Annotated in this window: 3 protein-coding genes; all 3 read left to right on the top strand. The window is 59.3% G+C overall.

What is annotated here, in order from left to right; all coding sequences use genetic code 11:
* A partial coding sequence (gene bshC / locus R6U20_RS04445; RefSeq protein WP_410336663.1) for a bacillithiol biosynthesis BshC occupies positions 1-732 on the top strand: 732 nt, incomplete at its 5' end.
* 29 nt (positions 733-761) lie between these two features.
* Positions 762-1,442, top strand: coding sequence for an HD domain-containing protein (locus R6U20_RS04440; protein ID WP_410336662.1), 681 nt, complete (start codon positions 762-764; stop codon positions 1,440-1,442).
* Between the two features lie 264 nt (positions 1,443-1,706).
* Positions 1,707-3,222, top strand: a 1,516-nt coding sequence (locus R6U20_RS04435) for an ABC transporter ATP-binding protein (RefSeq protein ID WP_410336661.1), incomplete at its 3' end; no start/stop codon positions are given.

The following is a 3,222-nucleotide window of genomic DNA, read 5'->3' as shown; positions in this document are numbered from 1 at the left end:
GTTGTCAATTTCGAGACTCAGGTTAAGCAGGAGTTCAAATACAGGGCACTTGCGCTCAAATCGGGAGAGTTTTCTATTGGTCCGATTAAAGTTAAGGCTGATGGAAAAGATTTTCAAACAGAAAAAGTACAAATAAAAATTCATGAAAAAGATGATATTGATAAAGTTCAGTCTGAAAATGTAAAAGTTTGGCAGGAAATTGACGGTAAAGAATATTATCTTGGAGAACAGATTAATTATAAAATATTTTTTGCCTATAGAAACGTTCAGCTTTCAAACATCAGGCTTGAAGATTCTGAAGTTTTTTCAACAGATTTTCTTGTAGGGGATCCTGTTCAAATCCAATCGGTCGTGGTGGATGCGATGGAGGTGGATATCGACCAGACGTTTGGGCAGACCGCTTCCCGCATCCACAAGGCCCTGAACGACTTAAAGCCTACGGCCGAGGCGGTGGATGCCACGCTTGGGCGCTCGGTAGAGGCAACGCGTGCCGCTGTAGTGAACGAGATGAACGACCTGAAGCAACGTGTGGTGCGCGCCGAAAAGCGTCAGCAAGACGAGGTGCGTGCGCAGATCGAAAAGGTCTGCGTAAACCTGATGCCCACACGGAATCTGCAAGAGCGAACCCTGAACCCGACGTACTTCTTCAATAAATACAGCATGGACCTGCTGGATACGATCCGCGCTCACATCGACGTGGGCAACGCGTCGCACCGGCTGATTCAGTTGTAACGTTTCATCTCATCACACCCGCTACGATTATGTCCGATTCTTTTGCCTCGTCCTTTAGTCCACTCGTTGAGCACGCCATTGAACTGGCGTCGGAGTGGCACAACGACTGCTACCGCAAGAGCCGGTGGCGCGATGAGCCGTTTGAGCAGCCCGAGCCGGTGCGCGTACCGGTCATTGCCCATCTGTCGTCGGTAGCGATGGCGGTGGCGCGTGCGGGGTGGACGTCCACAGTGGTGGCAGCGGCGTACCTGCACGACATCATCGAAGACCCCAACACGCACGGCGAACGCATGACCTCCGATGAACTGCGCGAGCTGGTGGGAGACGACGTGACACGCCTGGTTGTGGATGTCACTGAACCGAAGCTCGACGACACGGGCAACAAGCTGCCGTGGCGCATACGTAAGGAGGCGTACGTGGAGCACCTGACCGAAGCGCCCGATGAAGCGTTGGCCATCAGCCTGGCGGATAAGCACCACAACGTGTGGACGATGAACCAGACGCTGGAGCAGGGCATCGACATCTTCACCTCGGCACCGGGACGCACGGCGCTGAGTGCGGGCCCCGAGCAGCAGTGCTGGTTTCTGCATTCGGTGCTCACCGAAGCGGCCGCACGGGCAAACGAGCAGCTGGTGCCGCTCCGCGAGGGGCTCTACACCGAATACCGCCGCCTGGCGCATCTCACCGACACCGACGCCCCTGCGGTGTAGCAGTGGCACACGCCCAGGGTAGGTCAGGTGAGCACGCGGAGGCCCGACGACGTTCGCCGCGTTTCCTGTTGGGGAGATCCTTCGACTGCGCGCCTCCGGGACGGAGCCGCTCCGCCAGGATGACACACTATAAATGATGTCATGGTGAGCGAAGCCGAACCATCTCCTGCTCGGTGAGCACACACCAAAAACAGAAACCGCTGCTCAATCCTGCCGAGGCTGCTCGACGCCGCCTCCTCTTTTTTGTATCCGAAATAACCCCGTATGTCCGATCCGAACACCGAGCCGCGCCAGTCCACACTCGCCATTTTGAAGCGGCTGTGGGGCGTGCTGGCTCCGTATAAAGCACGGGTGCTGGCACTGGTGGCACTGATCAGCTTTACGGCTGCGCTCGAAGCCGTCGGACCGCAGTTTGTGCGCTACGCCTTCGACACGGTCATTCCGGAGGGCAATGCCTCGCTCTTTCTGTGGTTTGGCATCGCGTTTGCCGGATTCTACCTCTTCCGCGCCATCATCGAGTACGCGGGCATGTACTGGAGTTTTGCGCTCACGCAGCATGTGGTGAGCGATGTGCGCATGGATGCGTACAACCACCTCATGACGCTGCCGGTGTCGCGCTTCTCCAATGAGCAGTCGGGATCGCTTAGCTCGCGTGTGGTGAGCGACCCGAACGCGCTGGAGGGTATGATTCAGGCGGCAGCGTCGCGGCTGTCGGGGCAGCTCGTGGCGATTCTGGTGGTGGCGGCCATTCTCGTAGTCATGAACTGGAAACTCGCGCTCGTCAACCTGGTGGTACTGCCGCTGCTGGCGGTAATCACGTACTACTACCAGGAGCCGCTGCGCGAAGCCTCGCGCGACATTCGCGAGACGGTGGCGCGCCTCACCGCCACCTCGACCGAAGCTATCTCCAACATCCGTGTGGTCAAAGCCTTCGTCGGCGAAGATCAGGAGCGCCAGCGCTTCGGGCGGCAGAACCAAGCCTACGTCGATCTTAACCTGGACCGCCGCAAAGACGTGGGCAAGATGGAGGGGCTCGTCAACATCACCGCAAACTACGGACTCGGTGCGCTGCTGCTCGTGGGGGGCTGGATGGTCGTGGGCGGATCGCTCACGCTGGGCGAACTCACGGCGTTCATCATGTACCAGCGCCAGCTGCAAGGCCCGGTAAAGTCCGTCATGTTCTTCAACGACAAGCTGCAATCGGGCATGGCCGCACTGGAGCGCCTGTCGAACCTGATGGACGCGGAGCCAGAGTCGGGCGGATCCAGGACCGACGTGCCTGCCGGAACGGTGGCGCTCAACGACGTCCGCTTTACGTATCCGGATGCGAAAGAACCCGCGCTGCGTGGCGTATCGATGCAGATTCCGCATGGCGAGACGGCGGCCCTGGTGGGCTCCTCGGGCGCTGGCAAAAGCACCGTGGCCAACCTGATTGGACGCTTTTGGGATCCGCAAGAAGGCGCCGTCACGTTGGGAGGCCACGACCTGCGCACGTTCGACCTGAAAATGCTGCGCCGCAAGATTGCGCTCGTGCCGCAAGACCCGACGCTGTTTTCAGGTACGGTGGCCTCCAACATCTGCTACGCCGACCCCGACGCCACCGACGCCGACGTGCAGCGCGCCGCACGCATGGCCAATGCCCACGCGTTCATCCAGGCGCTACCCAACGGCTACGCCACACAAGTCGGCGCGCGGGGCGTCCGGCTCTCGGCCGGACAGCAGCATCGTGTGGCCATTGCTCGCGCCATCTTGAAGGAGGCCCAGGTGCTGCTCTTAGACG

The sequence above is a fragment of the Longimonas sp. genome, from assembly GCF_046498435.1.
GTDB lineage: Bacteria > Bacteroidota > Rhodothermia > Rhodothermales > Salinibacteraceae > Longimonas.
The sequence above is the reverse complement of the archived record's forward strand: the minus strand, read 5'-3'. Positions and strand labels throughout refer to the sequence as shown.

Coding starts and splice junctions, on each gene's coding strand:
- R6U20_RS04440 (WP_410336662.1), top strand. CDS start 762: ATGTCCGATTCTTTTGCCTCGTCCTTTAGTCCACTCGTTGAGCACGCC.